Annotated in this window: 25 protein-coding genes and 1 tRNA gene; 8 read left to right on the forward strand and 18 right to left on the reverse strand. The window is 64.3% G+C overall.

Going from position 1 to position 23,266, the window contains the following annotated elements; genetic code table 11:
• Nucleotides 1–5: 5 nt before the first annotated feature.
• The 12 genes from ACT4OC_RS05995 to rpmH all read right to left on the reverse strand — a co-directional run bounded on the left by ACT4OC_RS05995 (nt 6) and on the right by rpmH (nt 10,304).
• On the reverse strand, nt 6–389 hold the full coding sequence (locus ACT4OC_RS05995) for a RidA family protein (protein ID WP_444838051.1): 384 nt from the start codon (nt 387–389) through the stop codon (nt 6–8).
• Nucleotides 389–1,570, reverse strand: a complete 1,182-nt coding sequence (gene dapE / locus ACT4OC_RS06000; RefSeq protein ID WP_444838052.1) for a succinyl-diaminopimelate desuccinylase — start codon at nt 1,568–1,570, stop codon at nt 389–391. Before dapE ends, ACT4OC_RS05995 begins: the two co-directional genes overlap by 1 nt.
• Nucleotides 1,567–2,238 (reverse strand): DUF805 domain-containing protein, encoded by a 672-nt coding sequence (locus ACT4OC_RS06005; protein WP_444838053.1) that lies wholly within the window; start codon nt 2,236–2,238, stop codon nt 1,567–1,569. The genes dapE and ACT4OC_RS06005 overlap by 4 nt, the downstream gene beginning before the upstream one ends.
• A gap of 180 nt (nt 2,239–2,418) precedes the next feature.
• Nucleotides 2,419–3,264, reverse strand: a complete 846-nt coding sequence (gene dapD / locus ACT4OC_RS06010; protein ID WP_444838054.1) for a 2,3,4,5-tetrahydropyridine-2,6-dicarboxylate N-succinyltransferase — start codon at nt 3,262–3,264, stop codon at nt 2,419–2,421.
• A 305-nt stretch (nt 3,265–3,569) separates the two neighbouring features.
• Complete coding sequence (locus ACT4OC_RS06015) at nt 3,570–4,265, reverse strand: pyrimidine 5'-nucleotidase (RefSeq protein ID WP_444838055.1); 696 nt, start codon at nt 4,263–4,265, stop codon at nt 3,570–3,572.
• A gap of 162 nt (nt 4,266–4,427) precedes the next feature.
• Nucleotides 4,428–5,441 carry a DUF1036 domain-containing protein gene (locus ACT4OC_RS06020; RefSeq protein ID WP_444838056.1) on the reverse strand — a complete coding sequence of 338 codons (1,014 nt, stop codon included), beginning with the start codon at nt 5,439–5,441 and terminating at the stop codon, nt 4,428–4,430.
• A 50-nt stretch (nt 5,442–5,491) separates the two neighbouring features.
• Nucleotides 5,492–6,385, reverse strand: coding sequence for an acetylglutamate kinase (argB, locus tag ACT4OC_RS06025; RefSeq protein ID WP_444838057.1), 894 nt, complete (start codon nt 6,383–6,385; stop codon nt 5,492–5,494).
• Between the two features lie 254 nt (nt 6,386–6,639).
• Nucleotides 6,640–7,011 carry a DUF423 domain-containing protein gene (locus ACT4OC_RS06030; protein WP_444838058.1) on the reverse strand — a complete coding sequence of 124 codons (372 nt, stop codon included), beginning with the start codon at nt 7,009–7,011 and terminating at the stop codon, nt 6,640–6,642.
• Entirely contained in the window at nt 7,008–7,661 is a 654-nt protein-coding gene (yihA, locus tag ACT4OC_RS06035; protein WP_444838059.1) for a ribosome biogenesis GTP-binding protein YihA/YsxC, read from the reverse strand. Before yihA ends, ACT4OC_RS06030 begins: the two co-directional genes overlap by 4 nt.
• A gap of 158 nt (nt 7,662–7,819) precedes the next feature.
• Complete coding sequence (gene yidC, locus ACT4OC_RS06040) at nt 7,820–9,709, reverse strand: membrane protein insertase YidC (protein WP_444838060.1); 1,890 nt, start codon at nt 9,707–9,709, stop codon at nt 7,820–7,822.
• Between the two features lie 16 nt (nt 9,710–9,725).
• Nucleotides 9,726–10,142, reverse strand: a complete 417-nt coding sequence (gene rnpA / locus ACT4OC_RS06045; protein ID WP_444838061.1) for a ribonuclease P protein component — start codon at nt 10,140–10,142, stop codon at nt 9,726–9,728.
• Between the two features lie 27 nt (nt 10,143–10,169).
• Nucleotides 10,170–10,304, reverse strand: a complete 135-nt coding sequence (gene rpmH / locus ACT4OC_RS06050) for a 50S ribosomal protein L34 (protein ID WP_008542748.1) — start codon at nt 10,302–10,304, stop codon at nt 10,170–10,172.
• Between the two features lie 471 nt (nt 10,305–10,775).
• Here rpmH and ACT4OC_RS06055 point away from each other — a divergent pair, with 471 nt between their 5' ends.
• The 4 genes from ACT4OC_RS06055 to ACT4OC_RS06070 all read left to right on the forward strand — a co-directional run bounded on the left by ACT4OC_RS06055 (nt 10,776) and on the right by ACT4OC_RS06070 (nt 13,247).
• Nucleotides 10,776–12,167, forward strand: coding sequence for a sensor histidine kinase (locus tag ACT4OC_RS06055; RefSeq protein ID WP_444838074.1), 1,392 nt, complete (start codon nt 10,776–10,778; stop codon nt 12,165–12,167).
• A 312-nt stretch (nt 12,168–12,479) separates the two neighbouring features.
• A tRNA-Arg gene (locus ACT4OC_RS06060) sits at nt 12,480–12,556 on the forward strand.
• Between the two features lie 124 nt (nt 12,557–12,680).
• Entirely contained in the window at nt 12,681–12,959 is a 279-nt protein-coding gene (locus ACT4OC_RS06065) for a type II toxin-antitoxin system RelE/ParE family toxin (RefSeq protein WP_444838062.1), read from the forward strand.
• 9 nt (nt 12,960–12,968) lie between these two features.
• Nucleotides 12,969–13,247 (forward strand): HigA family addiction module antitoxin, encoded by a 279-nt coding sequence (locus tag ACT4OC_RS06070; RefSeq protein ID WP_444838063.1) that lies wholly within the window; start codon nt 12,969–12,971, stop codon nt 13,245–13,247.
• Between the two features lie 364 nt (nt 13,248–13,611).
• Here the strand turns inward: ACT4OC_RS06070 and ACT4OC_RS06075 are convergent, their stop codons facing one another.
• On the reverse strand, nt 13,612–18,438 hold the full coding sequence (locus ACT4OC_RS06075; RefSeq protein WP_444838064.1) for an NAD-glutamate dehydrogenase: 4,827 nt from the start codon (nt 18,436–18,438) through the stop codon (nt 13,612–13,614).
• Nucleotides 18,439–18,921: 483 nt separating this feature from the next.
• Here ACT4OC_RS06075 and ACT4OC_RS06080 point away from each other — a divergent pair, with 483 nt between their 5' ends.
• Both ACT4OC_RS06080 and ACT4OC_RS06085 read left to right on the forward strand, forming a co-directional pair.
• Nucleotides 18,922–19,143, forward strand: coding sequence for a BrnT family toxin (locus ACT4OC_RS06080; RefSeq protein ID WP_444838065.1), 222 nt, complete (start codon nt 18,922–18,924; stop codon nt 19,141–19,143).
• Nucleotides 19,144–19,186: 43 nt separating this feature from the next.
• A complete protein-coding gene (locus ACT4OC_RS06085; RefSeq protein ID WP_444838066.1) occupies nt 19,187–19,474 on the forward strand; it encodes a helix-turn-helix domain-containing protein in 288 nt (95 codons plus the stop codon).
• A gap of 180 nt (nt 19,475–19,654) precedes the next feature.
• Here the strand turns inward: ACT4OC_RS06085 and ACT4OC_RS06090 are convergent, their stop codons facing one another.
• The 5 genes from ACT4OC_RS06090 to ACT4OC_RS06110 form a co-directional block, all read right to left on the reverse strand.
• On the reverse strand, nt 19,655–20,020 hold the full coding sequence (locus tag ACT4OC_RS06090; protein WP_444838067.1) for an MAPEG family protein: 366 nt from the start codon (nt 20,018–20,020) through the stop codon (nt 19,655–19,657).
• A gap of 132 nt (nt 20,021–20,152) precedes the next feature.
• Nucleotides 20,153–20,638, reverse strand: coding sequence for an SRPBCC family protein (locus ACT4OC_RS06095; RefSeq protein ID WP_444838068.1), 486 nt, complete (start codon nt 20,636–20,638; stop codon nt 20,153–20,155).
• Complete coding sequence (locus tag ACT4OC_RS06100; protein WP_065746034.1) at nt 20,635–20,952, reverse strand: ArsR/SmtB family transcription factor; 318 nt, start codon at nt 20,950–20,952, stop codon at nt 20,635–20,637. The genes ACT4OC_RS06095 and ACT4OC_RS06100 overlap by 4 nt, the downstream gene beginning before the upstream one ends.
• A 57-nt stretch (nt 20,953–21,009) precedes the next feature.
• Nucleotides 21,010–21,444 (reverse strand): TA system VapC family ribonuclease toxin, encoded by a 435-nt coding sequence (locus tag ACT4OC_RS06105; RefSeq protein WP_444838069.1) that lies wholly within the window; start codon nt 21,442–21,444, stop codon nt 21,010–21,012.
• On the reverse strand, nt 21,441–21,677 hold the full coding sequence (locus tag ACT4OC_RS06110) for a CopG family transcriptional regulator (protein WP_444838070.1): 237 nt from the start codon (nt 21,675–21,677) through the stop codon (nt 21,441–21,443). Before ACT4OC_RS06110 ends, ACT4OC_RS06105 begins: the two co-directional genes overlap by 4 nt.
• 547 nt (nt 21,678–22,224) lie before the next feature.
• Here ACT4OC_RS06110 and queD point away from each other — a divergent pair.
• Nucleotides 22,225–22,581 (forward strand): 6-carboxytetrahydropterin synthase QueD, encoded by a 357-nt coding sequence (gene queD, locus ACT4OC_RS06115; RefSeq protein WP_444838071.1) that lies wholly within the window; start codon nt 22,225–22,227, stop codon nt 22,579–22,581.
• Between the two features lie 112 nt (nt 22,582–22,693).
• Complete coding sequence (locus ACT4OC_RS06120) at nt 22,694–23,266, forward strand: DUF2478 domain-containing protein (protein WP_444838072.1); 573 nt, start codon at nt 22,694–22,696, stop codon at nt 23,264–23,266.

A 23,266-nucleotide genomic window follows, 5' to 3' on the forward strand; every position in this document is an offset into this window, starting at 1 on the left:
CCAGTCTAGGCCGCGGCGATGGCCTCGATCTCCAGCAGCCATGCCTCGTCGAAGATGTCGGCGATGATCACGGTCAGTGCCGGCGTGAGATCGCGGAGCACTTCCTGGCGAACGGCGCGGTTCTCGATGTTGTACTTCCGGTCCGACAGGAAGGTGGTGACCTTGACGATATTGGCAAGCGTCATGTCGATAGCCCTGAGCTGAGCCTCAATATTGGCCCACACCAATCGCGCCTGCGCGGTGAAATCAGCCGGTACCGTTCCGTCCGCCGTTTGCGGTATCTGCCCGCTGACGAAGGCCCAACGCCTTGCATCGGACACCTCAAAGACCTGTGCGTAGCCGCCCCTCGCTTCCGGAGCATCAGCGGCGCTTACTGATCGCTTCTGCATCAAATTGTCCCCGACTGTCCAAAATACCGATCCAGCACGCCGCGATACACCTTGGTCAGCTTCTCCAGATCGGCCACCGGCGTGCGCTCGTCGACCTGGTGCATGGTCTGGCCGACCAGGCCGAACTCGATCACCGGGCAATAGCTGGAGATGAAGCGTGCGTCCGAGGTGCCGCCGCTGGTGGAAAGCTCGGGCCTCCGCCCCGTGACTTCCTCGATGGCGGCGACCGCGAGATCGGTGAAGGCGCCGGGCTTGGTCACGAACACGTTCGAGTTCGACGGCTCCCAGACGATGCGGGCCTTGATGCGGTTGCCGCAGGCTTTTGCGAGGCGCGCGTCGACGAGGTCGCGCAGGCTCGCTTGCGTATGCAGGTCGTTGTAGCGGATGTTGAACTTCGCTCGCGCCTGGCCGGGAATGACGTTGCCGGCGGTGTTGCCGACGTCGACCGAGGTGAACTCCAGGTTGGACGCCTGGAACTGCGCGCTGCCGTGGTCGAGCGGCTCGTCGGAGAGCGCGACGATCAGCCGCGAGATGTCCGGCACCGGATTGGAGGCGCGGTGCGGATAGGCGACATGGCCCTGCACGCCGTCGACAAAAAGCGTGCCGGATTGCGAGCCGCGGCGGCCGATCTTGATGCAGTCGCCGAGCGCCTCGACATTGGAGGGCTCGCCCAGCACGCAATGATCGAATTTCTCGCCGCGCGCGGCCACCCATTGCAGCAGTTTTATCGTGCCGTTGACGGAGATGTCCTCCTCGTCGCCGGTGATGAGGAACGAGATCGATCCCCTTCCGTCCCGTTGCGGCTTGCCGCCATTGTCCTTCAGATGTTGCAGCACCGCCGCGACGCTGCAGGCAATGCCGCCCTTCATGTCGACCGCGCCGCGGCCGTACAGCACGCCGTCCTTCACATCGCCTGCGAACGCGCCGTGCGTCCAGGCACCTTCGTCGCCGGCCGGTACCACGTCGGTATGGCCGGCAAAGGTGATGTGCGGTGCGTCGCTGCCGATGCGCGCATAGAGATTGTCGATGTCGGCAGTCCCGGGCTCGCCGAAGGTGACGCGGTGCGTCTCGAAGCCGTGTGCTTTGAGCAGCTCTTCGAGTACGCCGAGCGCGCCGGCGTCGGCCGGGGTTACGGATGGGCAGCGGAGGAGGGATTGGGCGATCGAGAGGGCATCGGTCATGCCATCGGCTTAACACGCATGGCCGGCGGAGGGCCAGACTTGTGCGGAACCATTTCGATCTCGCTGTCCTGGCTCCACGCCGTGGTCGCGCGCAGCCTTGCCCGCTCGGAGCGCACCCGCATCTGCTCCTTGCCGAGCGGATCGGCGCCGTACCGGTTGGTCCATTTCGTGCCGCGCAGGAAATACAGCTCGACGAAACCCCAGAGCATGAGCACGAGCGCGATCGCGCCGGGGATCATCATGAAATCCGATTCGGGAAGCTGGTCCGAGAAATGGTTGAAGAGCTGGGGAGCTGCGAAGAACGGCAGCATCCACCACGCGCTCCTGTCGCGGTCATGCAGCCGCTTGATCGAGGTGGCGAGGAATATCCAGAGCAACAGCACCAGGCCGATCGTCCTGACCAGCAGCATCGGCAGCTTGGCAAACGACAGTGCCTGCCACGCCGCCGGATCGAGTGCGCTGTAAATGTCGTCGAGACCGATGGCGAACGACGCCTTGCCGTGACCGGCAGCGGTGCCCATGGCATGCGCCACAAGGTCGATCGTCAGGGCCAGCTGCACCAGCGCCACGAAGATCATCATGAAGGACAGGACGACCAGCCCCGACAGCCAGTACTTGGCGCGGTTGATGCGGCCCTTGAAGCCGAACAGGTACCAGGTCCAGTCCATGACGGATCGCTCCGGGCGGCGACCCGCCACCCGGTCCTTGGTCGGCTGGAACCGGCGGGCGGTTCGATCAGAGCGTGATGAGATTAGGTTGAACTGTAGCGGCATCGGGAATCACCTCTCCCGAAGGGAGAGGTGGACTGAGTCAGCCGGACGACCGATTCAATCAAACGCCATCGCGCTTTAGTCGCGTAACAGCTCGTTGATGCTGGTTTTGGCGCGGGTGCGCTCGTCGACGCGCTTGACGATCACGGCGCAGGCGGTGGCGGGGCCGGGCTGGCCGTTCTTCAGGGGTTTTGCCGGCAGCGTGCCCGGCACCACGACGGAATATTCCGGCACCTCGCCGACGAACGTCTCGCCGGTTTCGCGGTCGACGATCTTGGTCGAGGCGCCGAGGAACACGCCCATCGCCAGCACTGCGCCCTTGCGCACGATCACGCCTTCGGCGACCTCGCTGCGCGCGCCGATGAAGCAGTCGTCCTCGACGATCACGGGCTCGGCCTGCAGCGGCTCCAGCACGCCGCCAATGCCGACGCCGCCGGAGATGTGCACGCGCTTGCCGATCTGCGCGCAGGAGCCGACGGTCGACCAGGTGTCGATCATGGTGGCTTCATCGACATAGGCGCCGAGATTGACGAAGGACGGCATCAGCACGACGTTGCGGGCGATGAAGGCCGAGCGGCGCACGATCGCGCCGGGCACCGCGCGAAAACCGGCGTCGCGAAAGCGGTTCTCGCCCCAGCCCTCGAACTTCGAGGGCACCTTGTCCCACCACGACGCCTTGCCGGGGCCGCCGGCGATCTGGCCCATGTCGTTGAGGCGGAACGACAGCAGCACCGCCTTCTTCAGCCACTGATTGACCTTCCACTTGCCGCTCGCCTCGCGCTCGGCGACGCGCGTCTCGCCCTTGTCGAGCAGCTCCAGCGCCGAATCCACGGCATCGCGGACCTCGCCTTTGGTCGCGGTCGAAATGCCCTCGCGGGCGTCGAACGCGGCGTTCACGGTGGCTTCGAGGGCGGCGAGGGACATGGGTGTTTCCTGGGGGTGCAGCGGGCGGATCTTCGGGGGCTTTTTCCGGAAATGGCAGTAAGGAGTCAAGGACGGGATGACAATTACAGCAGCCGCATTCTCGACTGTCGTCCCTGGAAAGCAGGACCCATAACCACAGGGAGATGTGGTGGCACGAAGGCGTAGCTCCGAATTCCCGTATCCACTCGATCCTGTGGTTCTGGGTCCCGGGTCGCGCTTCCGCCTTCGCGCAAGCGCTTCGGCGGACTTGAACCCTGCGAAGCTTGCGCAGCAAGCGAAGAAGGGTCGCTTGCCCGGGACGACAGCTAGATGAGCCGCTGCAAGAACCCGGTCAGATCGTCGGTGACATGATCGACATGGCCGGCATCGTGGCCTTCCAGCTCCCAGTCCTCGCGCACCACTTCCCTGGTGCCGTCGGGCACCACCAGCACGGTGGTCATGCCGAGCCGGTGCGGCACCTCGAGATTGCGCGCGAGGTCCTCGAACATCGCCGATCGCGCCGGATCGACGCCGTGCAGGGAAAGGAAGCGCCGGTAGGTCTGCGGCGCGGGCTTCGGCTCGAGCTCGGCGGCGATGATGTCGAACACGGCATCGAAATGCGCCGATAGCCCCAACCGCTCCAGCACCGCATCGACATGGTCGACCGAACCGTTGGTGAGGATCAGCTTGCGGCCGGGCAGCCTGGCGATCGCGGCGCCCATCGCCGGATTGGGTTCGAGCGGCGAGTGGTCGATCTTGTGCACGTAGCTGAGAAAGTCGTCGGCGCTGATGCCGTGCTCGGTCATCATGCCGCGCATGGTGGTGCCGTAGCGGCGGTAGTAATCCTTCTGGATGCGGCGCGCTTCCTCTGCCGACACTTTGAGGAAGTCCGCGACAAACTCGCCGATCCGCGCATCGACCTGCTGCCACAGATTGACGTGATGCGGATAGAGCGTGTTGTCGAGGTCGAACACCCAGGTGTCGACATGGTCGAAGCCGCGGGAGGTGCGCGAGGTGGTCATTGCTCCCTCACCCCGTCGTCCCGGCGAAGGCCGGGACCCATACGCCGTGACGGATATTGGTGAGCACGCTGCGCGTTGCCTTTGCTTGGAGATGCACCGGGGTCAATAAAGTCGCCCTGTGGTTATGGGTCCCGGCTTTCGCCGGGACGACAAGAAGATAGTTCATGGCATCGCAAAGCGCAGCGTTTTGCCGCCGGCGCTCATGTCGACGGCGGCAAAGCCCGCGGCGGAAAGCCCGCGGGTGCCGCAATCGCCCTGCTCGTTGATCTCGAACTTGGCTTCGCGGGTGCAGAGCTGTGTGCTGCCGCCCCAGTTCAGCGCCTTGTCCTTGTACTTCACCGCGCGATTGTCGTGGTCGACAGCCTCGGCAAAGCTGAAGATCTGCCTCGGCTGGCCGGTGACGTCGGGATGCAGGCACTTGCCGGGATCGATGCGATACCAGCCGCGGCTGGTCACGCTCTTGCCGTCGTCGGTCGCCACCGCCGCCATGATCTTGTGCGGCGTGTCGTTGCACCAGGTGAGCCCGGTCGCGGAAGGCGACTGCACTGCCTCGATCAGCCTGGCGAAGAAATTCGGCTGCTGCACCGCGTCCGCACCGAGTCCGCGGCTCTTCAGGAACGCATTGAGCGCGGCCTGCGTCTTCGGCCCGTCGGTGCCGTCGATCGGGGAGGCATCGTAGCCGGCGACGACCAGCAGCCGCTGGATGCCGGCAAGCCGTGCCTGCTCGTCGTCGTACTCGGAATCCTCGGCGAGATAGGCGATGAGGTGGCCGTCATCGCCCGGCGTCGGGTGAACTTGCGTGAACGGCGCGGGCGTCTGTCCCGCGCGGCATTGCCGCGCAGCCGCGATGACGAAATTCTGCTCGGCGATGCAGAGCGTGTCGGCGCCGCCCTGCGGGGCCGGCGAGGAGCCGTACAGCCCGAGCGCGCGCGCATGCAGCAGGATGCGGTCCGCGGTCAGCGTGCCCTGCGCCACCACGCGGCAACCGGCGGGATCGATCCGGAACCAGCCGCGCGTCGCCGTCGCCGACTGATGATCGATGCCGATCGCGACCTCGACCACGTAGCTCATTCGGTTGCAGAGTTTCAGGTCCGCATGCGCGGGCGCGGCGGATACCAGGATCGACAGCGCGGCGGCCGGCAATGCGAGAACCGTGCGCCGTGCATAACGGCGCATTCGGGCGCGAAAACTGCGCCTGATGATCGGGGCTTTCTCTCTGAAGCCTGTCACTTGTGGATCAGCGTGCCGGTACCCTGATTCGTGAACAGCTCCAGCAATACCGCATGTTGCGTCTTGCCGTCGATGATGACGACGCCCTGCACGCCCTGCTCCAGCGCATAGATGCAGGTCTCGACCTTCGGGATCATGCCGCCGGAAATGGTGCCGTCGGCGATCAGCTTGCGCGCGTCCTTCACCGACAGTTCCGGAATCAGCTTCTTCGACTTGTCGAGCACGCCGGGCACGTCGGTGAGCAAGAGCAGGCGTTTCGCCTTCAGCGCGCCGGCAACGGCGCCGGCAAAGGTGTCGGCGTTGACGTTGAGCGTCTGCCCGTCGGCTGAGGTCGCGAGCGGCGCCAGCACGGGGATCAGCTCATAGCCGATCAGCTGGTTGAGCAGCGTCAGGTCGACCCTTTCGGGATCGCCGACGAAGCCGAGATCGATCGCCTTCTCGATGTTGGAATCGGGATCGACCATGGTGCGCTTGGTCTTCGAGGCCTTCACCATGCTGCCGTCCTTGCCGGACAGGCCCACCGCCTTGCCGCCGGCCTCGTTGATGTAGCCGACCAGCTGCTTGTTGACCGAGCCCGCCAGCACCATCTCGACGATCTCGATGGTGGCGGCGTCGGTGATGCGCAGGCCCGCCGCGAATTCCGACTGGATGCCGAGGCGCTTCAGCATGGTCGCGATCTGCGGCCCGCCGCCATGCACCACCACCGGATTGATCGCGGTCTGCTCCAAGAGCACGATGTCGCGTGCGAAGGCCCTGGCGGTGTCCTCGTCACCCATGGCATGGCCGCCATATTTGATGACGATGGTTTCCTCGTCATATTCCTGCATATGCGGCAGCGCCTCGGACAGGATTCGAGCCTTGTCGAGCGGGCTGATGTCGGTGTCGGGCATGGATGATCTCGCGTGGGCGGGCAGGAGCGGATGTCGGGCCGGTTTCTATCCGATTGCCGGGCAGGGCGCAAAGAGGACCATGCAACGCTCTCGTGCCCCGGACGCAGCGCAGCGCGTCCCCGGCGATGCGAAGCATCGTCCCATCGTCCGGTGCGGTGCGCTGCTGAGCCGGGGCCCATTCGGCGGGCATGGGTCCCGGCTCTGCGGAGCAGCGTTACACGCTACACCGCGTCCCGGGACACGAAATCTGAGCGCTAATTCCGCTTCGGCCATGCGGCTGCGACCGCCAGCGCCAGCCAGCTTGCGATCAAGAGCGTGCCGCCGGTCGGTGCCGCCATCGGGAACAGGCCGTGGCCGGCATATTGGCGCAGCGTGAGATCGCCTGCGAAAAATGCCGCGGCGATGACGAAGCCGGTCGCGGCAGTCAGCCCGATGCGGGCATGAATGAGGCCGCGCTCGGCAAGCGCCACCGTCGCGAGCACCGCACAGGCGTGAAACAGCAGCATCGACGAGGCCGCGCCGAGCCGCGACGCATCGGCCTGGTGCGCGGAGGCCGCAGCGAGGATGACGCCATCGGCGCCCATGATGCCCGCAAGCACGATCAGCACGCGCGCAATTCGATTCATTGCCCGCGCTCCCGCATCAGACGCACCATCGCCGCGCGCAGCTCCGGCATGCCGCGGCCGGAGCGCGCGGACGTCGCCAGCACGTCCGGAAACGCGGCAGGGTGCTTTGCCAGCGCCGCCTTGGTCTCCTCGATGCGCGCGGCGAGCTCGGCGGCCTTCACCTGGTCGGCCTTGGTCAGCACGATCTGGTAGCTCACGGCGGATTTATCCAGCGTCTTCAGAACGTCCTGGTCGACATCCTTCAGGCCGTGGCGGCCGTCGATCAGCACGTAGACGCGGGCAAGGCTGGCGCGGCCCAGCAGGAACTTGTGGATCAGCGCCGTCCACGACGCGACTTTTGTTTTCGCCGCCGCGGCATAACCATAGCCGGGCATGTCCACCAGCCGCAGGCCGTTCTTGTCGGGACCTTCGAAGAAGATCAGCTCCTGCGTGCGGCCCGGCGTGTGGGAGGTGCGCGCGAGCGCGTTGCGGCCGGTCAGCGCGTTGATCAGGCTGGACTTGCCGACATTGGAGCGGCCGGCAAAGGCGATCTCGATGCCGCCCATCGGCGGGAGCGTCTCGATCGAGGGCGAGGCCCAGATGAAATGCCAGTCGCCGGCGAACAGCTTTCGCCCCTGCTCGATCAGCTCCGCATCGATGTCGGTGGTCATGGTGAAGGATTTCCGACTTCGTCATGGCCGGGCTTGTCCCGGCCATCCACGTCCTTTCTCGCTGCTCCCTAAGACGTGGATGCCCGGGCCATCTGCGCGAAGACGCGCTTCGCGCTTTTGCCCGGGCATGACGACTTCTGAAGTCGAGAAAGCTGGCGCTACGTCTTCGACCCCACTTTCGCGGGCTTCTTCGCGAAGGTGGCCTTGAGATTGTCGAACAGCTCCACCTTCACGCCGTTCTTGCGCATGATGTAGCTCTGCTGGATCACCGAGAGCAGGTTGTTCCATGCCCAGTAGATGACGAGGCCCGCGGGGAAGCTCGCCAGCATGAAGGTGAAGATCAGCGGCATCCAGTCGAAGATCATCTTCTGGGTCGGATCCGGCGGCGCCGGGTTGAGCTTCATCTGGACCCACATCGTGATGCCCATGATGATCGGCCAGACGCCGAGCATCAGGTAGGCGCCGACGCCGGCGCCGAACACCGCGACCGGGTCGAACGGGATCAGCCCGAACAGGTTGAAGATCGTGGTCGGGTCGGGCGCCGAGAGGTCCTTGATCCAGCCGTAGAACGGTGCGTGCCGCATCTCGATGGTGACGAACAGCACCTTGTACAGTGCGAAGAATACCGGGATCTGCAGCAGGATGGGAAGGCAGCCCGCGACCGGGTTGATCTTCTCCTTCTTGTAGATCTCCATCATCTCCTGCTGCTGCTTCACCTTGTCGTCGGGATAGCGCTCCTTCAGCGCCTGCAGCTGCGGCTGCACCGACTTCATCTTCGCCATCGAGGCATAGGACTTGTTCGCCAGCGGGAAGAAGATCACCTTCACCAGCAGGGTCACCATCAGGATCGCGATGCCGAAATTGCCGATCAGGTGGAAGAACCAGTCCAGCGCCAGGAACATCGGCTTGGTGATGAAGTAGAACCAGCCCCAGTCGATCAGGAGATCGAAGTGGTTGAGCCCGAGCGCCTTGTTGTAGCCGCCGAGGCCGACGAGGGGGAAATTGATGCCGACCACGCCGGCTTCCTTGGCGCCGGCGAACAGGCGCGCGTTGCTGGTGGCGGTCCCGCCGATCGAGATGGTCTGCCCGCCCAGCCTGTAGTCGGCCTGGTAGCGCTTCATCGCGCCGCCGGTGGAGAAGCGCGCGGTCTCCAGCGTCGCGGTCGTGTCGGGCAATAGCGCAGCGGCCCAGTATTTATCGGTGATGCCCAGCCACGCATTGGTCACCTTGTCAAAGGTGAGGCCCTTGGCGCCCGAGTCGACCGTTGTCTTGGCGTCGTCGATGTTCTTGTAGCTGTACTCCTGCAGGCCCTTCTCGCCGAGATAGCCGATGAAGCCCTCGTGCAGGATGTAGTAGCCGGAAACCTGCGGCGTTCCGCCGCGCGACAGCAGGCCGTACGGGAACAGGGTCACCGGATCGCTGCTGATGTTGAAGACTTCGTCCTTGATGGTGAATAGATAGCGCTCGTCGACCGATATCGTGCGCTTGAAGGTCAGGCCTTCGCCATTGTCGTACTTCAGCACCACCGGCGTCGTCGGCGTCAGGCTGTTGGAGCCTTCCTGCCGCCAGAGGGTGTCGCTGTTCGGGATGCGCGCGCGCGAGCCCTGGGCCGGAACCCAGAGGAATTCGGCATAATAGGGTTCGGCCGTGCCGGACGGCGAGAACAACACGATGGCGGGCGACTTCGGATCGACCGTCTCGCGGTACTGTGTCAGCGCGACGTCGTCGATGCGGGCGCCCTTCAGCGAGATGCTGCCGGTGATCTTGGGGGTCTCGATCTTGACGCGCGGGGAGGCTGAGATTGCGGTATCGCGCGGCACGACGGCGGTGGGCGCGGCCGGCGCGGGCGAAGGCGTGCTGCCGGCCTGCGGCGTCGTGCTGCCGGGCGCGGTTCCGGGCACCGCCTGCGTCGGTTTCTGCAGCTCGGCCTGCTTCTGGGCCTCGACGCGCTGCTTCTCCATCTGCGGCACGTTGTAGAAGTATTGCCAGGCGATCAGCACGAGGCCGGACAGAATGACGGCGAGGATGGTGTTGCGATTGTCGGTCATCGGTTTTGCGGTCTCGTCATTCAGGTCGAATTGCGGCGCGGCTTGATGGGCGGTCTTTACCTGGCGCGTTTTCCGTGCGCGAACCGTTGCCCACTTCGCTTGAAAACGCCTTGCGGTCGAGGCGACGGAGCGCGGAACGCAGGTCGTCCAGCATGACCGCGAAGTCCCGCGTCAGCGCCTCCCGGCGGCCGACTAGCACATAATCATGGTGCGGTCGCATCGATATGACGTCCAGCCGCTTCACCAGTTCGCGAAGCCTGCGCCGGATGCGGTTGCGCTCGGTGGCGGTGCCGTTCTTCCTGGTGACGGTGAAGCCGACCCGGATCGGGCCATGGTCGTCGCGGCGGCGGGCCTGAAGGGCAAATGCCGCGCTGGAAACCCTCGCGCCATTGGCAACGGCGAGGAAGTCCGCCCGTTGCCTCAGCCGATCCATGATGATTGTCCTAAGGTGAGGCCCGGCTCAGGCGCTCAGACGCTTGCGGCCCCGCGCACGGCGGGCGGCGAGAACCTTGCGGCCGCCGGCGGTAGCCAGGCGCGCGCGAAAGCCGTGGCGGCGCTTGCGCACCAGTTTGCTGGGTTGATAGGTCCGCTTCACGGGTCGATCTCCGCTGACATAGCAATTCGCCCGATGGGGCAATCTGCCGTTGAATTGAGAAAGCGTCCGGTGATGCTGACCGGCCCAAAACGGCCGCTTGCGGCCCCAATGAGCCGCTGCCCGAGAAACCGGGTCATCGCGGACAATTGGCGCGGCTTATACGGGAGGTTACCCCGTTTCGTCAACGCTGCCGGAGGAGGCGGCCGCCGTTCTTCGAAAGGGCACAATCGGCTGAAATACTGGCGATTCTGCGGGGTTTTGAGCGTGCGGGATGGCGATCCGGCGGGCCGCGCATTAGATCGCACATTAGCGATCGGTAATTTGACCGGTGCGGGGGCGCAAACGCATCCTCAATGCCGGATATCGAGGGCAAGTACGGTGTCAGTGGCGACCGACAACCAGCCGGCCAGCGACAGCCCGCGACCCACGACGGGGGCGCGCCGGCTCGGCCTGTCCGGCAAGCTGTTGCTGATGACCATTCCGCTGGCGATGATCGCCGGCATGATGATCTACGTGCCCGCCATCGCCAACTTCCGCGTCAACCGGCTCAACGACCGCCTGGCCGCCGCCAACACCGCCGCCCTGGTGCTCGACGCCGCTCCGCTCGGCATGGTGCCGGAGACGCTCGCCCGCGAGATCCTGACCAGCATCGACGCGCGTGCGGTCGCCATCAAGATGGGCCAGCAGCGCCGCCTGCTCGCCAGCGCCGACCTGCCGCAAAGAATCGACCATGACATCGACACCCGCAACATCACGGTGTGGGCGGCGATCCATGACGCGTTCGAAACCATGCTGGAGACCGACAACCACGCCATCCGCCTCGTCGGCAAGGCGCCGGGCGCCGCCCAGTTCATCGAGGTCGTGATCGACGAGGCTCCGCTGCGCAAGGCGATGTACCGCTTCTCGCGCAACCTGCTGATCGTGGCGCTCGTGATCGCAGGCATCGTTTCGGCGCTGGTGTACCTGGCGCTGCATTACCTCTTCGTGCGGCCGATGCGCAGGCTCACCGCCAACCTCGTCGGCTTCCACGAAAACCCGGAAAATCCGGCGCGGATCATCGTGCCGAGCCAGCGCGGCGACGAGATCGGCGTCGCCGAGCGCGAACTCTCGGACATGCAGCGCGACCTCGTCTCGATGCTGAGCCAGAAGAGCCGGCTCGCAGCCCTCGGCCTTGCCGTCTCCAAGATCAATCACGATTTGCGCAATCTCCTGGCATCTTCGCAGCTGTTGTCGGACCAGCTCGCGAGCGTGCCCGATCCGCGGGTGCAGCGCTTTGCGCCGAAACTGATGCGCTCGCTGGAGCGCGCGATCGCCTTCTGCCAGTCCACGCTGTCCTACGGCCGCGCCCAGGAGGCCGAGCCCGACCGCCGCATGGTGCCGGTCGAGCCCGTCGTGGCGGAAGTGCGGGAATCCGCCGGCCTTGCCGCCGACGCCTCCATCGCCTGGGTCGCCGCCATCGAGCGCGGGCTCACCGTCGATGCCGACGCCGACCAGCTGTTCCGCGTGCTGCTCAACCTCGTGCGCAACGCGGCGCAGGCGCTGGAGAGCCTGCCGCAGGGCAGCGCGGCGGCGATGCAGATCCGCATCACCGGCCGCCGCGAGGGCGCGGTCGCGATCCTGGAAGTTTCCGACACCGGCCCGGGCGTGCCGGCGAAGACGCGCGAGCGCCTGTTCGAGGCGTTCCAGACCTCGGGCCGCCCTGGCGGCAGCGGCCTTGGCCTTGCCATCGCCGCCGAGCTGGTCCGCGCCCATGGCGGCGACATTCACCTCGTCGAGGGCACGATCGGCGCCACCTTCCGCGTCTCGATTCCGGACCGCCCGGTGGAACTGCAGCGTGTGCGCGACGAGCGGGCCAGCGCGTAAGTCCGAGCCGGTCACTCCCGGGCAACGCGCAGCGATGAACCCGGAATCCCGTTGTTATTGCAGCCTTTTTCGCTATTCGGGTCACGATCGAATCCGGAGTCGGGAAACCTCGCCCCCGCGTCCTTCCGGATTCTCAGGGGCGCAATTGCGCCCATAGTTCGGTGTTTGCGCATCGCCCCGGAACGACGGCCATTCGGTCGCTTCCGGACCTTGCAAACCGTGGCGGAAGCCGGTAGCTAGAGCGCTCTTTCGCGGCCTTCCAATTATTTGGATGCAGATCGGGCTCTCAAGCCCCATATCGCCAAAGAAAACGCGCCCGTAGCTCAGCTGGATAGAGCATCAGACTACGAATCTGAGGGTCGGACGTTCGAATCGTTCCGGGCGCGCCATTCTCCAATCTACGCCAGAGCACGCCACGCTACGTCCAGCCTAACCGCTGCTGCGCCCGAGTTCGCTCGTGGCCGGGGTGCCGATCCGCTTGACGTACCACGTAAAGCGTTGTAGACACGCCATGTGATACGCTCGTGGGGCAATTCGGCGACGCGTCGGCTATTCGAGTCCGGCAAGTCCAGATTTCGCGGTCTCGATGCTGAATCGGCGCTGGAGCTATTGGCAATCTTGAACGCGGCCGAACGACTCGATCACATCAGCCCGCTCAAGAGCGTCGGGCTTCACCCGCTCAAGGGCAACCGAAGAGGCCAATGGGCGATCACGGTCAATGGGCCTTGGCGCATTTGCTTTCGCTTCAAAGGCGGCGATGTCTATGAGGTAGAAATTGTCGATTATCACTGAGGAGCAGCCATGGTTCCGATCCATCCCGGCCGTATCCTGAGACGCGAACTGAACACACGGCGCCTCTCGGCCAATGCACTGGCACGGGCGCTGCGTGTGCCATCAGGCCGTATCGTCGATATACTGAACGGCAAACGCTCGGTCACGGCTGAGACCGCGCTGCGCCTCGGCCGTTATTTTGGCAATGCTCCGCAATTCTGGATCAACCTGCAGGCTCAGTACGATCTCGCCGTCGCCATGCGCGATGTCGGCCACCTTGTGGAGCGCGAAGTCCAGACGGCCGCGTGACGGGGTGCACCGCTGCGGCTCGATACACGGGTTTTGGCGCCGGCCTGTATCGACGCGTCGTGCAAGATCGCAGGTTGTCGCACATTTGCCGATTGGAGCGCGTGGCGGGCTACAGCATCATAGCGCCACGGCGAACTCATAGTGCCCAACTTCATCGGCCGCGGCGCGCCAAAACCACGATATTCCGCGACATCGTACGATGCAGCTTCAACTCGGGAGCACCCGGGGGGTGCGGGGTCCGATGGTTGAGGGCCTGCACCTTGAATGCAGCTCTCACGACGAAGTATGGCTCTGTCAGCTTCCACGTATTCGGATCAGGTCCGTCGTCCGTCGCAGAGTTTGCCACCGGCACGAGCGAGGCCACTCAGCGCCTCACCAAATCCTCCAGCGAGTTCGCCGCCACCATTAGCTTGGCGAGCGTCAGGCCGCTGGCAGCGATTTCCTCGACCGAGCGGCGAATGCGGGTCGCTTCGGGGTGGGCCGCGAGCCAGGTCTCGGCGGCCTGTTGCCCGGATTGGCCGTTCGCCAGCATATCCGCGACCAGCCGTCGTTCGGCCGCCGCGATCTGGTCGATGCCGCGGTCGATGGCGAGACGTTCGAAGAAATCGTTCGCCGCCACGCCGCGCGCGGCAGCGACGATACGGTCGAGACGGAAATTGGCCTCGGCGGCGAAGAAGGTCGTGGCCGTATCGGCAATCGCGCGGTCGCTGCGCCCGGCGACCATCACGATGTCGGGTGCGGAAAGGAGAGTGTTGAGATCGGCGAACTCGCCGGCAAGTTCGGTGGGGAGGCCGGCTTCGATCAGTTCCTGCCGGCGCTTGTTGCGGCCGGCCTGCATGTCCGGCGGCAGGGCGTTGTCGAGCCCGGCGGCGATCTCGCGGATGCTCGGCCCGAAGCGCGAGATCACCGCGTCCAGCCCGACGCTGAAATCGACGTTGCGCACATACCAGACCATGCGGGAGAGCAAGAGATCCTGAACCGCGGCGTAGAGGGTAAGCTGCAACTGACCGTCGATTCTGTTGTCGAGCGCGTCAATCGCGCTGTTCAGCCGCTCAAGGCCGTAAGATTGTTCCACCGCCACGAAGGCCATGACGATGGTGGCCACATCGGCATCCGTCTCGTCGACCAGCCGCGCGATGCAAGTCGGACCGCCGCGATTGATCACGGCGTTGGCGAGATTGGTCGAGATGATCTCCCGCCGCAGACGATGGTGTTTCACCGCATCGGGGAATCTTTCCAGAATCTCGCGGGGGAAGTAGCGGGAGAGTTCGCGAGCGAGATAGGGATCGTCAGGCACGTTCGTGATGAGCAGATCATCGTAGAGCGTGAGCTTGGCGTAGGCGAGCAGCACGGCAAGTTCCGGCCGCGTAAAGGACTGGCCACGCAGGGTTCGCTCGGAGATCGCGGCATCGTCCGGCAGGAACTCTACGCCGCGATGGAGGAGGTCCCGCCGCTCGAGCGATTGCATCAGGCGGGCGAGGAAGCCGTTGTCGGCCACACCCTTGCGTTCGGCCAACGAAAGCGCCAGCGTCTGCAGATAATTGTTACGCAGCACCATCGTGCCGGCCTCATCGGTCATCGAGACAAGCAGGCTGTTGCGGTCGCTCTTGCTGAGGCGTCCATCGCGTTCCGGGCGTGCCAGCGCAATCTTGAGATTGACTTCGACGTCGGAGGTGTTGACCCCAGCCGAATTGTCGATCGCATCGGTATTGAGCTTGATGCCTGTCTGCGCCGCCTCAATGCGACCGCGCTGGGTCACGCCGAGATTGGCGCCTTCGCCAATCACCCGGGCGCGGATATCCGCGCCGGTGACGCGGATCGGATCATTGGCGCGATCGCCGACCTGATCGTCGCTTTCCCCTGAAGCGCGGATGTAGGTGCCGATGCCGCCAAACCAGAGCAGGTCGACGCGTGCCTTCAGGATCGCCGTCATCACTTCGAAAGGCGTGGCTTGCGGCTTGTCAAGATCGAGCAGGGCCCGCACCTGCGACGCGAGCGGGATGGCCTTGAGCGAACGGGAGAACACGCCGCCGCCCGGAGAGATCAGCGACTTGCTGTAGTCCTGCCAGCTCGATCGCGGCAGGTTGAACAGGCGCAGACGCTCGGCGTGGCTGATGGTGGGATCGGGCGAGGGATCGATGAATATGTCGCGGTGATCGAAAGCCGCGACCAGCTTGATCGCAGGCGAAAGCAGCACGCCGTTGCCGAATACGTCGCCGGACATGTCGCCCACACCGGCCACTGTGAAGGGCACGGTCTGGATATCTGTGCCGAGCTCGCGGAAATGGCGCTTGACGGCTTCCCACGCGCCGCGCGCGGTGATGCCCATCTTCTTGTGGTCGTAGCCCTGGCTGCCGCCGGAGGCGAACGCATCGCCCAGCCAATGGCCCATTTCGGTCGAGATCGCGTTGGCGGTGTCGGAGAAGGTGGCGGTGCCCTTGTCGGCGGCGACGACGAGATAGGGATCATCCCTGTCATGTCGCACGGTGTCGTCGGGCGGCGCGATCGTATCGCCATCGAGATTGTCAGTGAGTTCGAGCAGCGAGCGAACGAAGATGCGATAGGCTTCGGTGCCTTCCGCGAGCCACGCATCTCGGTTGGAGGGCGCGGGCAGGCGTTTGGGCACGAAGCCGCCCTTGGCGCCGACCGGCACGATGACGGCGTTCTTGACCTGCTGTGCCTTGACCAGGCCAAGGATCTCGGTGCGGAAATCCTGCGGCCGGTCGGACCAGCGCAAGCCACCGCGAGCAACCTTGCCGAAGCGCAGGTGAATACCTTCGACGCGAGGTGAATAGACGAAGATCTCGTAGAGAGGTCGTGGAGCCGGCAGGTCGTCGATCCGGCGCGCGTCGAACTTGAAGGAGATCACCGGACGCGGATGTCCGTCCTGGGCGACCTGCCACAAATTGGTGCGGATGGTTGACTGCACCAGATTGGTGAAACGGCGCAGGATGCGGTCTTCGTCGAGCGAGGCGACGGATTTCAGTTGCTCCTCGATCTCGGCGAGCAGCGCCGTCTCGCGCGCCGAACGCTCGGCATCCGTGGACGCGAGACGCGGATCGAGGCGGGCCTGGAACAGAGCGACGATGCTGGCAGTGATCGCAGCGTTGTTGCGCAAGGTCTCCCACATATAGTCCTGGCTGAATGGAGCGCGGATCTGGTGCAGGTAGCGCGACAGCGCCCGGATGGTCGAGACTTCCCGCCAACCCAAGGCGGTGCGCAGGATCAGCGCGTTATATCCGTCGGATTCGGCGCGATCGCGGACCACCGCCATGATCGAGGCTTCCAGGCGGTGGTTGAATTCCGGGCTGATCTCGATCGGCTGGCCGTCGCTGGTCTCGATCGTCATATCGTGCAGCCATACCGGCGCCGACGTGGTGCGGGGCACGATCTGATAGGTGCGTTCGTTGACCACGCGCAGGCCGTGATTTTCGATCACGGGCACGCGATAGGACAGCGACAGTGGTGTGGCATCCGAGAACACCTTCAGTCCGAAGCGCCTGGGATCGTTCTCGCCCTCGTCGCGGTGAACCGAGATCGCCACGGGACGGGCTGGCGTGAGCTTCTCGATGGTGGCGATATCGGCGATCGCCTGTTCCGCGCCGAATATCTCGGTATAGCCGCCGGTAAAGGCCTGGGCATAACGGCTGGCGAGCATGCGCGCCCGCATGCCATCGGTCGAAGCAGCAAGCGCCGCCTTCAGCTTGTCAGCCCAGGTTTCAGCAATGGCGCTGATCCCGGCTTCGAGTGTCGCGCGCTCGACGGCAGGAGTTTTGCCCTCATAGCGCCCGATGATGTAGTGGACGCGCGCAAGTGATCCCTCGGGAAAGGACATGTAGGAGGCCGACAGGGTCCCCTTGTAGATCTGCGTCAGGAAGGCGCCGACGCGCGTGCGCACATCTGTGTCGTATTTGTCGCGTGGAATGAAGGCGAGGATGGAGACGAAGCGATCGAACTTGTCGACCCGAGCCAGCGCCCGGACGCGCGGGCGCTCGTAGAGGATCAGGATCTCCATGACGAAATTGTAGAGAGTGTTGACGTCGACCTGGAACAGTTCGTCACGCGGATATTCTTCGAGAATATGCATGAGCGCCTTGCCCGAATGGCCGCTCGGGTCGAAGCCGGCGCGCTGCAGCACCCGCGCCACCTTGTGGCGGACATAAGGGATTTGCCGTACCGAGCGGGTGTAGGCGCCCGAGGTGAACAGACCGACGAGGCGCAATTCGCCCTCGAGCCGGCCGTCGGGCGTGTAGAGCTTGATGCCGACATAATCCATCCGGATGCGACGATGGACACGGCTGGAGACATTGGCCTTGATGACGATGAGCAGGGTCGGCTCGCGCATGAATTCGCGGATTTCCGACGTCATCACCACCATTTCGCTGCCGCGGCGCAGCACCTTGACATCGCTATTGCGCAGGATGCCGAGGCCTTCGCGGGTCTTGATGTCGTCCGAGGTATCGCCGTCGGGCGAGAAGCGATATTCGCGCACGCCCAGAAAGGTGAAATTGTCCGCGCACAGCCATTGCAGGAACTGGTTGGCTTCCGCGACCTCGTCGATCGGCAGCGGCGGCGGATTGGAAGAGAAAGTCTTGATCGCTTCTTCGACCCGCTCGCGCATGGCGCGCCAGTCGGTGACGCAGGCTCGCACGTCGTTCAACGTCCCGGTGAGGCCGTTGATCAGCTTCTGGCGGTCGGCATCGGCGTCCAGGCGGTTGATGTGGAGGTGAATCAGGCTTTCGCGCGCGCCCCTTGCTCCCTCCGGCAGTGCTTCGCCGTAGAAGCGCAGGAGCTTGCCCTGGTCATCGCGCTCCACGGCGATGATCGGGTGAGCGACGAGGGTGACTTCGATGCCCTGCTCGGCGAGCTCCGCCATCGTGGAATCGAACAGGAAGGGCATGTTGTCGTTGAGAACTTCGAGGACGGAAATCTCGCGCCCATCCGGCATCGTCGGATTGACGACGCGGATTTCGGCGCTGCCGGCCGTGCGCCGCTGCACATGCTCCCAGGCTTGCTCCGCCAGAACGGCAAGCGAGGCGGCATCGTGATTGGCGAGGTCTTCGATATTGGTGTAGCCGAACAGAAGCTCGGCAAAGGCCGGGGGGGTCTTGCCCGGCTGCACGATTCCCGCTGCATCGCGGATCAGGGTCGCCCGGGCCTTGTCATCACGCAACGCCATAATGTCCTCCATTTGCCGCGCTGTCCGACCGCAGTCGCGATCATCGGCTTGATTCTGGAGTGCATCTCTTCGAGCGCCATTGCCTTGACCGCGATCGAGCGCGTACGCGAAATCCTCGGTCTCAAAGCTTCGACGGCTCCTGACGACAATACTACGATCCCAGAGCGGTCAAGGCGCACGCTGTCGTGAGGCGTGCTGAGATGCCCTAGGGCGGCGCATGAGGCCGAAGTCGGTGCCGACGGCCGTCGAACCATTGAGATTAGGCAAAATCACAAGCAATTTCAATTATGTACGAGTTCGCAGTTTTATTCCGAGTGGCGCGCCACTACGCCAGAGTACGATACGCTCGCCGTTGGTGACCAAATCCGCGACGAAACGCTTCGCTCTCGCCGCTTGCCGCAACTACCGATATCCGGTACCATCCACTCCTGCAGTACGAATGGGACAATCGCAAAGCCGCCGATAACCTTCGCAAGCACGGCCTGGATTTTGCGGATGCCATTGCGGGCCTGGAAGACCCGAACCGTGTGGAAGAGATCGACACGCGGTTCGCCTACGGCGAGGGAGCGGATGCAGGTCATCGGAATGGCGCACCGAGACGTCCTGTTCGTGGTTGTGACTGTGCGTGACGACGACGTCTGTAGAATCATTTCGGCCCGAAAGGCCACACGACATGAGCAAGACCGGTACTACGCGGGTGACTGTGAAACGTGGTGAGCCCCTTCCACGAGGCCGCACCGATTGGACGCGACTTGATGCGATGAGCGACAAGGAGATAATGGCTGCCGCGCGGTCCGACCCTGATGCACAGCCGCTCACGCCCGAACAACTCGCCAGGATGCGCCGGGCGTCGCGCGTGAAGGTGCTGCGACAGCGCCTCGGGATGACGCAGGCGGAATTTGCCGAAGCCTTCCACCTGCCCATCACGACGTTGCGTGATTGGGAGCAGCGCCGCAGCACGCCCGACGCACCGGCCCGCGCGCTATTGCTGGCCATCGAGCGCAACCCGAAGGTCATGCGGAGATTGCTTGCGGATAGTGCGGCGTAGCCTCGGCGGCGATGTCGATCCCCGTCGCACATCATCATAGTGCCACGGCGAAAGAAAAGTGCCCATCTTCATCGTCCGTGGCGCGCCACTCTGGTACACGCTATCGCCGCCAACTTCGGCCGAGTCTTCGATTGACGTAGTGAAGTTGTCGAGTTGAGTGCACTGTCCCCGCGACGCCGATCAACCGCTTGTTCCGCGCAGGACGATGCCGACAACGGCGCCGACGAACAGCAAGGCGCATGCGGTCGATTGGATGAAGAACCCGGGCAGACGCTTCTCCACGGCTTTGATGTAGCCGGTGAAGTACAATACACGTCCTCCAATCCAGATGAGTCCGAGCGTCGCGGCCGCGATGTCGTTCAGATAAATCGCGCAAAGCCACAGCGACACCAGGAAGATCGGCATCCATTCGAGCGTGTTCATGTGCACGCGAAACACGCGCTCGAAGTCTGCATTACCGGTCATTGCCGGAAGCTTCACGTTGAACTTTCCATGTGCCGCCGCGACGCGCGTGGCCAGGAAGAAATGGAACGCCACGGTGAGCAACGAGACGATCGCAGCGTAATATGGCATGGCAAATCCTATGCTGAACCGGCCTGACCAGCTTCGCCCAGCGACCACTCGCCGTATTCGGGCCGATTCACGATCCCCGCTCCGAGCCGGTTGACATTGCGGCCGTCAGGCCTTGCGGGCCAACACGTCGGCATACCGCTTCAGGTACAGCGGCCAACCCCGATCGCCGGCAACTCCGTCGCGCTCGCTTTCCCAGCCTTCGCCGTGGCGATCCAAATTCCGGTGCTCGATCTCGACGCGGGTGCGGTCAGCCGTCTCGGCGGTGAAGCGCACTTCCCACTCGCTGGTCCTGTCCGGATCGGTCTCGATCTGCCATTGCGGGCTGATGTCCCAGCTCAGGAGCACCCGGTCGGGCGGCTCGTAGGCCAGCACGCGCGCCCAGCGGCACTCGCTGCCGTCGACGCCACGATCATAGAGGTAGCCGCCGACCCGAGGCTCGAACACCGTCTCGGCAATCGGGACAGCGAGCATGTTGTGCTCGGGCGGTTTGAAACTGCCGAAGCCCTCGGTGAAGACCTTGAATGCGCGCTCGATCGGCGCCTCGACCACGACGGACTGCTTCACGGACGCAACTGAAATACGAGCGTTCATTGTGACTCCTCGGGTGGTTGCTCGACGGCGACCTTGTAGGCCGCCAGCGTTTTGCTCCAGAACCGGTCGAGCCAGGCACGCATCTGGCCAAGCCCGTGTGGATCGATGTGGTAGACGTTGCTGGCACCCTTCGGCTCGGAACGAACCAGGCGCGATTCGCGCAGCACCTTGAGGTGCTGGGAAACAGCCGACTGCGAGACCGAAACCTGCCGGGTAATCTCCGCGACCGAGCGCGGATGCTCTGCGATCAGCTCGAATATCGCGCGGCGGGTCGGGTCGCCAAGGGAGGCCAACTGGGCGTTATCAACAGTCATGACTTATGATTAGTACAGACTAATGATATTGTCAATCGGACCGCTCGCGGTGGGACCTCAAGAGAAGGGATCTCGCACGTCGAGCGATTGGAATTTCCGGAAATCGCGGTCATTCGTGTACAGCGTCCGGATGCCGTGCTGGAACAGGATCGCCGCGACGTGGGCGTCCGGAACGAGGTTGCCGCGAACCGGCATCTCGCCGGATACGTGCTTGTAAGCGTCGAAAAAACCGTCCAGCTCGGACACGGCGCGCACGTGAGGTAGCCCGATGAGCGCCGAGACGTTGCCGAGCGCTTCGTCCGGCGTCAGCGGCGCGGAGAACATGCGCGGGTGTGTAGCGATGCGGAGATACGACATCAGCGTGGGCCAGGTCAGGCAGAGTATCTCCGGGCCAGCGGCGCAAGACTCGACGAAGCGGCGGGCGCGAACGTGACGGTCGCTCGACCGGTCCGACGCGTAGAGGAGCACGTTCACGTCGAGGGAGTAGCTCACCGCCGGTCCATATCAAGGGCCGCGTAAACCGCCTCCTTGTCAGAGAGATCGACCAGAGACTTCATGTCGCGAGAGGTCCAGCGGAACGATGGTCGAGCACGCGACGAACGGCGTCGCGCGAGCGCTTCGGCAAGCAGCTCGGAGACAACCGCCCCCATCGATCGGCCTTCGCTCTCGTGAAGGGCCTTGACCTCTCTCAGAATTGGATCATCGATATCGAGCGTCGTCCGCATGATGTTTGATGCTATATATTGGAACATCTGATGTCAAACTTGGGCGCTGTGCGGGAACCGCGGCTCACCCCGATTGAGCCTGGTACAAATATCGCGCGCCGAAAGGGTGGCACCATAGGAGCACCGCCAGCTCGGTGCTTGGTAACGTCGTCTACTTCCTCATTAGTATGATATTTCAATGGCTTACGATGGTGCTGGCATCGCGCCGGCAATCGCCGGCTACTTTGCATGGGGTTGTTTTCGATATTTTTTGTCGAGCAGTCACGAACGCGCCAGGGGTCTGTCCGGCTCGGGAATGTGGCGCTTGCCGTTATGGTCGCGACGGACTATTGACCCCTGTTTCGTGAGCAAGAGCTGGCTTCATGGGCAGCAGAAGCAGCCCGCCAGGCTCGCCGCCGGGCAATCTCATTGTGCGCGCCGGCAAGGGGCCACGACGTCCAGTCGAGCCGTCATTGAGGCTGTCGGCGACTGGCGAAGCAGCGAAGGTCAATCCACAGGCGGCGCTGGTCCCGGATTCGCGAAAGCCGCCTCCTCTGTCAGGAACCAGATGAAGATATCGCAGGCGTTCAAGTTCGAGGCGGCGCACCGGCTGCCGGGCGTTCCCGAAACTCACCGTTGCAGCCGGCTGCACGGTCATTCCTACCGCGTCGAGGTCCAGCTCGAAGGCAAGGTCGATCCCCGTACGGGCTTCGTCGTCGACTTCTTCGATCTCGAGCAAGCCTTTGCCGACATCGTCGGCGCGCTGGACCACCGCTGCCTCAACGAGGTCTCAGGTCTCGAGAACCCCACCGCCGAGAACATCGCGGTGTGGATCTGGGATCGCCTGAAGGCGGGCATCAAGCCGATCTCCGCCGTGCGCGTCTACGAGACCGCCGACTGCTGGGCCGAATACGACGGTCGGTGAGGCGGGCTCGCCCGCGCGCCACGCGGCAGTCACTCCGGATTTGCGCTTCCGCAAAGCGCGCTCGGCGTTTTCCAGCCTAGTTAGATCACCCGATCCATTGAGGTGCTGTCCGATGTCCGTCACCGATCTCGCCCCGAACGACCAGGGCTCCCTGCCGCAGACGCGGCGGGTCGCGGCCATCGTCTACACCGACAATGTCTATCCCGGCTCGTCCTTCGAGGCGCTGGTGCGCTTGTGCCGGGAGCGTGGACTTTCGCTCGCGGGTGTCGTGCAGCATCAGGTCTGCACGGCGCCGGACCGGCGCTGCGACGTCGTGCTGGAGGATCTGACCACCGGCCACCGCACGGCGATCTTCGAGGACCGCGGGGCCGGCGCGTCCGGCTGCCGGCTCGATGAGGGCGCGCTTGCCGAGGCCACCGCGCGCATCGAAGGCAACCTCGCCGGCGGGGCGGATCTGCTGGTGCTCAACAAGTTCGGCAAGGCCGAGTGCGCCGGCGGCGGGGTGGTCGATCTGATGGCCAATGCCGTCGACCGCGGCATTCCCTCGATCATCGGCGTGCCGAAATCCAACCTCAACGCCTGGCGCGAGTTTGCCGGCGATTGCGCCATCGAGCTTTCCGGCGATATCGGCGAGATCGGGCAGTGGCTTGCAAGCCTGCGCGCGCCTCACGCCGTCCGGACCTAG

Source organism: Bradyrhizobium sp. (assembly GCF_052389815.1).
GTDB lineage: Bacteria > Pseudomonadota > Alphaproteobacteria > Rhizobiales > Xanthobacteraceae > Bradyrhizobium.